Source organism: Helicobacter pylori NQ4053 (assembly GCF_000274605.1).
In the GTDB taxonomy this organism is placed as follows: Bacteria; Campylobacterota; Campylobacteria; order Campylobacterales; family Helicobacteraceae; genus Helicobacter; species Helicobacter pylori_CV.
Genome location: NZ_AKNV01000005.1, coordinates 104,508 through 110,638 on the forward strand (window position 1 = coordinate 104,508; position 6,131 = coordinate 110,638).

The 6,131-nt window shown below is 39.2% G+C and carries 3 protein-coding genes and 2 pseudogenes; all 5 read left to right on the plus strand.

The annotated features are described in order from the left end of the window. Window positions 1–23 precede the first annotated feature (23 nt). Window positions 24–263, plus strand: coding sequence for a twin-arginine translocase TatA/TatE family subunit (tatA, locus tag AYS37_RS05115; protein WP_000508588.1), 240 nt, complete (start codon window positions 24–26; stop codon window positions 261–263). A gap of 2 nt (window positions 264–265) precedes the next feature. Beyond that, window positions 266–1,891: an arginine--tRNA ligase gene (gene argS, locus AYS37_RS05120; RefSeq protein WP_000557176.1), complete on the plus strand. Its 1,626-nt coding sequence runs from the start codon at window positions 266–268 to the stop codon at window positions 1,889–1,891. 60 nt (window positions 1,892–1,951) lie between these two features. Continuing rightward, entirely contained in the window at window positions 1,952–2,707 is a 756-nt protein-coding gene (locus tag AYS37_RS05125; RefSeq protein ID WP_000934550.1) for a HugZ family heme oxygenase, read from the plus strand. Window positions 2,708–3,044: 337 nt separating this feature from the next. Continuing rightward, window positions 3,045–5,230 (plus strand): annotated as a pseudogene (gene babA / locus AYS37_RS05130) (Hop family adhesin BabA). A 683-nt stretch (window positions 5,231–5,913) separates the two neighbouring features. Beyond that, window positions 5,914–6,131: pseudogene (locus AYS37_RS05135) on the plus strand (type II toxin-antitoxin system HP0895 family antitoxin); the annotation flags it as partial.

Here is a 6,131-nt window from a genome sequence, read left to right on the forward strand (position 1 = left end):
ACCAATAAATTAAGGAGTAAAATATGGGCGGATTCACAAGCATATGGCATTGGGTCATTGTTTTATTAGTGATTGTGTTGTTGTTTGGGGCTAAAAAGATCCCAGAGTTGGCTAAGGGTTTAGGCAGTGGGATTAAAAATTTCAAAAAAGCCGTGAAAGACGATGAAGAAGAGGCTAAAAACGAGCCAAAAACCCTAGACGCTCAAGCAACGCAAACCAAAGTGCATGAGAGTAGCGAGATTAAAAGCAAACAAGAAAGTTAAACATGCACACTCTCATTAAGGGCGTTTTAGAAGAGATTTTAGAAGAAGAAGTCATTATTGAATACCCTAAAGACAGAGAGCATGGGCATTACGCTACGCCCATTGCTTTCAATCTCGCCAAAGTCTTTAAAAAATCGCCCCTAGTTATCGCTGAAGAGTTAGCCCTTAAAATCAGCACGCACGAAAAAACTCAAGGGCTTTTTGACAGCGTAGTGGCTTGTAAGGGCTATATCAATTTCACGCTTTCTTTAGATTTTTTGGAGTGTTTCACCCAAAAGGCTTTAGAATTAAAAGAACAATTTGGCTCTCAAATTAAAAGCGAGCGTTCTCAAAAAATCTTTTTAGAATTTGTGAGCGCTAACCCCACAGGGCCTTTACACATAGGGCATGCTAGGGGAGCGGTGTTTGGCGATAGTCTGGCTAAAATCGCTCGTTTTTTAGGGCATGAAGTTTTGTGCGAATATTATGTCAATGACATGGGTTCTCAAATCCGCTTGTTAGGGGTTTCGGTATGGCTCGCTTACAGAGAACATGTTTTAAAAGAAAGCGTAACTTATCCGGAAGTTTTTTACAAGGGCGAATACATCATTGAAATTGCTAAAAAGGCGAATAACGATTTAGAACCGAGCCTTTTTAAAGAAAATGAAGAGACTATCATTGGAGTTTTAAGCGGCTACGCTAAAGATTTAATGCTTTTAGAAATTAAGGGTAATTTAGACGCTTTAGGCATTCATTTTGATTCCTATGCGAGCGAAAGAGAAATTTTTAAACAAAAAGATGCGGTGTTTGAGCGATTAGAAAAAGCGAACGCCCTTTATGAAAAGGATTCTAAAATCTGGCTCAAATCTTCCCTATACCAAGATGAAAGCGATCGGGTGCTGATTAAAGAAGATAAGAGCTACACCTATTTAGCCGGCGATATTGTCTATCATGATGAAAAATTCCAACAAAATTACACCAAATACATCAACATTTGGGGAGCAGACCACCACGGCTATATCGCTAGAGTGAAAGCTAGCCTTGAGTTTTTGGGCTATGATTCCAACAAACTTGAAGTCTTACTCGCTCAAATGGTGCGCTTGCTCAAAGATAACGAGCCTTACAAAATGAGTAAAAGAGCGGGTAATTTTATTTTGATTAAAGACGTGATTGATGATGTGGGTAAAGACGCTTTGAGGTTTATTTTTTTGAGCAAACGGCTTGACACCCATTTAGAATTTGATGTCAATACTTTAAAAAAGCAAGACAGCTCAAACCCCATTTACTATATCCATTACGCTAATTCGCGCATCCACACCATGCTAGAAAAATCGCCTTTCTCTAAAGAAGAGATCTTGCAAACCCCTTTAAAAAATTTAAACGCTGAGGAAAAATACCTGCTTTTTAGCGCTTTAAGCTTGCCTAAAGCGGTTGAATCTTCTTTTGAAGAATACGGCTTGCAAAAAATGTGCGAATACGCAAAAACCCTCGCTTCAGAATTCCACCGCTTCTATAACGCTGGCAAAATCTTAGACACCCCTAAAGCTAAGGAGCTTTTAAAAATTTGTTTAATGGTGAGCTTGAGTTTAACTAACGCCTTTAAACTTTTAGGCATAGAAATCAAAACCAAAATTTCCGCTAAGGATTAAGCTAATATTTAATTTTTTGTTATAACATTCCCCTTATTTTTTGAAACTAAGGAGAATATTTTGCTTAATCGTATTATAGAGCACATGAACGCTCACCATGTAGAAGACATGAAAGGTTTATTGAAAAAATTCGGGCAAGTCCATCACGCTGAAAATGTCGCTTTTAAAAGCGTGGATCCTCAAGGCATTGTGATTGGTTATAACCACAATCAAACCTTAAGAATTGAATTTAACCACGAAGTTAAAGACCCCAAAGACTACAAAAATGCGATCATTGAATTGTGCCAAAGCGTGGAAAAAACCCATGATTTAAAAGGCGTGGAAGAAGAGGTTAAGGCTTTTAAAGAAAGCTTTGATTCTGTTTGTTTAGCGACCTTACACCCCAATGGGCATGTAGTATGCTCTTATGCGCCTTTAATGACAGATGGCAAACAATACTACATTTATGTGAGCGAAGTGGCTGAGCATTTTGCAGGCCTTAAAAACAACCCCCACAATGTGGAAGTGATGTTTTTAGAAGATGAGAGCAAGGCTAAATCAGCTATTTTGAGGAAACGCTTGCGTTATAAAACCAACGCAAGATTTATTGAAAGAGGGGCAGAGTTTGACAAAGCGTTTGATTCTTTCATTGAAAAAACCGGCGGTGCTGGGGGCATTAAAACCATTCGTGCCATGCAAGATTTCCATTTAATCGCATTGGATTTCAAAGAAGGGCGTTTTGTGAAAGGCTTTGGTCAAGCTTATGACATTTTAGGCGACAAAATCGCTTATGTTGGGGATAAAGGCAACCCACACAATTTCGCTCACAAGAAATAAACTTCCTCACTCATAAGGGGCAAACGCCCCAAAAGAGTGCTTTTTAAAGAGGTTATGGCAAAATCAAGCTCTTTAGTATTTAATCTTAAAAAAAGCTAAAAGCCTTTTTATGGGCTAACACCACACAAAAAGCATCAAAATCAAAAAAATGACAAAATTTTTAAGAAAATGACAAAAAAAAAAAAACGCTTTATGCTATAATACTCCAAATACATTCCAATGCAAATGCATTCTAATACAAATGCGTTCCAATGTATGAAATCCCTAATACTAATCCAATTTAATCCAAAAAGGAGAAACATGAAAAAAACCCTTTTTCTCTCTCTCTCTCTCGTTTTTGCTCCACGCTGAAGACGACGGCTTTTACATGAGCGCAGGCTATCAAATCGGTGAAGCCGCTCAAATGGTGTCAAACACCAAAGGCATCCAACAGCTTTCAGACAACTATGAAAACTTGAGCAAGCTTTTAACCAGATACAGCAAATTAAACACCTTCATCCAATTGGCCTCTGATCCGAGCGCGATCAATGCGGCGCGTGAAAATCTGGGCGCGAGCGCGAAGAATTTGATCGGCGATAAAACCAACTCCCCGGCGTATCAAGCCGTGCTTTTAGCGATCAATGCGGCGGTAGGGTTTTGGAATGTCTTAGGCTATGTGACGCAATGCGGGGGTAACGCCAATGGTCAAAAAAGCACCTCTTCAACCACCATCTTCAACAACGAGCCAGGGTATCGATCCACTTCCATCACCTGTTCTTTGAACGGGTATACGCCTGGATACTACGGTCCTATGAGCATTGAGAATTTCAAAAAACTTAACGAAGCCTACCAAATCCTCCAAACGGCTTTAAAAAAAGGCTTGCCAGCGCTCAAAGAAAACAACGGAAAGGTTGATGTAACCTATACTTACACATGCTCAGGGGAGGGGAATAACAACTGCAGTCCCGAAGCAACAGGAGCGAACCAACAAAATAACAGAACCGCGACTAAAACCCAAACCATAGACGGCAAAAGCGTAACCACCACGATCAGTTCAAAAGTGGTTGATAGCACAGCGAGTGGTAACACATCACATGTCTCCTACACCGAAATCACTAACAAATTAGAGGGTGTGCCTGATAGCGCTCAAGCGCTCTTAGCGCAAGCGAGCACGCTCATCAACACCATCAACGAAGCATGCCCGTATTTCCATGCTAATAATAGTAATGAGGCTAATGCCCCAAAATTCTCTACTACTACTGGGAAAATATGCGGTGCTTTTTCACAAGAGATCAGCGCGATCCAAAAGATGATCACGGACGCGCAAGAGCTTGTCAATCAAACGAGCGTTATTAACAGCAATGAACAATCCGCTCAAGTGGGTGGTAATAATGGCAAGCCTTTCAACCCTTTCACAGACGCTAGCTTTGCGCAAGGCATGCTCGCTAACGCTAGCGCGCAAGCCAAAATGCTTGATTTATCCCATCAAGTGGGGCAAGCCATTAACCCAGAAAATCTTAGCGGGAATTTTAAAAATTTTGTTACAGGCTTTTTAGCCACATGCAACAACCCCTCAACAGCTGGCACTAGTGGCACACAAGGTTCAGCTCCTGGCACAGTTACCACTCAAACTTTCGCTTCCGGTTGCGCCTATGTGGAACAAACCATAACGAACTTGAACAACAGCATCGCTCATTTTGGCACTCAAGAACAGCAGATACAGCAAGCCGAAAACATCGCTGACACTTTGGTGAATTTCAAATCCAGATACAGCGAATTGGGCAACACCTATAACAGCATCACTACTGCGCTCTCTAGCATCCCTAACGCGCAAAGCTTGCAAAATGCGGTGAGCAAAAGAATAACCCCTATAGCCCGCAAGGCATAGAAACCAACTACTACTTGAATCAAAATTCTTACAACCAAATCCAAACCATCAACCAAGAGTTAGGGCGTAACCCCTTTAGGAAAGTGGGCATCGTCAGCTCTCAAACCAACAACGGCGCGATGAATGGGATCGGTATTCAAGTGGGCTACAAACAATTTTTTGGCCAAAAAAGAAAGTGGGGCGCAAGATACTACGGCTTTTCTGATTACAACCATGCGTTTATTAAATCCAGCTTTTTCAACTCAGCTTCTGATGTGTGGACTTATGGCTTTGGAGCGGACGCCCTCTATAACTTCATCAACGATAAAGCCACCAATTTCTTAGGCAAAAACAACAAGCTTTCTGTGGGGCTTTTTGGAGGCATTGCGTTAGCCGGCACTTCATGGCTTAATTCTGAGTATGTGAATTTAGCCACCGTGAATAATGTCTATAACGCTAAACTGAATGTGGCGAATTTCCAATTCTTATTCAACATGGGAGTGAGGATGAATTTAGCCAGATCTAAGAAAAAAGGCAGCGATCATGTGGCTCAGCATGGGATTGAGTTAGGGCTTAAAATCCCCACCATTAACACGAACTACTATTCCTTCATGGGGGCCGAACTCAAATACCGCAGACTCTATAGCGTGTATTTGAATTACGTGTTCGCTTACTAAAAGCTCGCATTAAACCCCTTTGTGAAACTCCCTTTTTAAGGGGTTTCTTTTTAAACCCTTTGTTTTGGTAGGGGTTTAATTTTTTGTAAGTCCTTTGTTTTGTAATTCTTCTTTTTAATTGGGTTTCTTTTTAAATTCTTCTTTTTAAGGGTATTTCTTTTTTAAACTTTCTTTTTTTTTGGGGGGTTTGATCTTTTTCTTTTTGCTGATCCCCACTGCTTTCGCTTTTTAATCTTTGAGTTTTTTGGGGATTTTGATGAAAAATCCTTTTTAGCGTTTTTAGTGATTATTTAGTAGAAAACTTGACGCTAAGTTAAGGTTTTTAAAAAAGCGTTCTTTAGGGGGATTTAGTAGGGTTAAAAGGGGGAGAATGATTTCAAATGCTTCCTATCTCTTTAATAAAATAAAACTCAATAAAATGAGTTTATTATAAAATCAAATCTAAAACGATTATTTTTCACTCACAGAACTTTTATTCTTTTAAACTTTTTTAAAATTTTTTACTAAAAGATCTTTTAATCTTTTCACTGATTTTTCAATCCGCTTCTTTTTAATCTTTTGATCTTTAATTTTTTCATTAACTTCCCAATCCGCTTTTCAATCTTTAAGTTTTGATTTCTAGTTTATCCCACTCTATCGCTTGTGCTATAATGAACTGATCTTATATTTTAAAAGGAATAAATATGCCAAACACCACCAACAAAGATTACACCCAATACAGCGAAAAACAGCTTTTTAATTTAATCCATCAATTAGAGCAAAAAATCAAAAAGATGCAAAATGATAGAGTTTCTTTTAAAGAAAAAATGGCTAAAGAATTGGAAAAAAGGGATCAAAACTTTAAGGATAAAATAGACGCATTAAATGAACTCTTGCAAAAATCAGCCAAGCTTTTGATGAT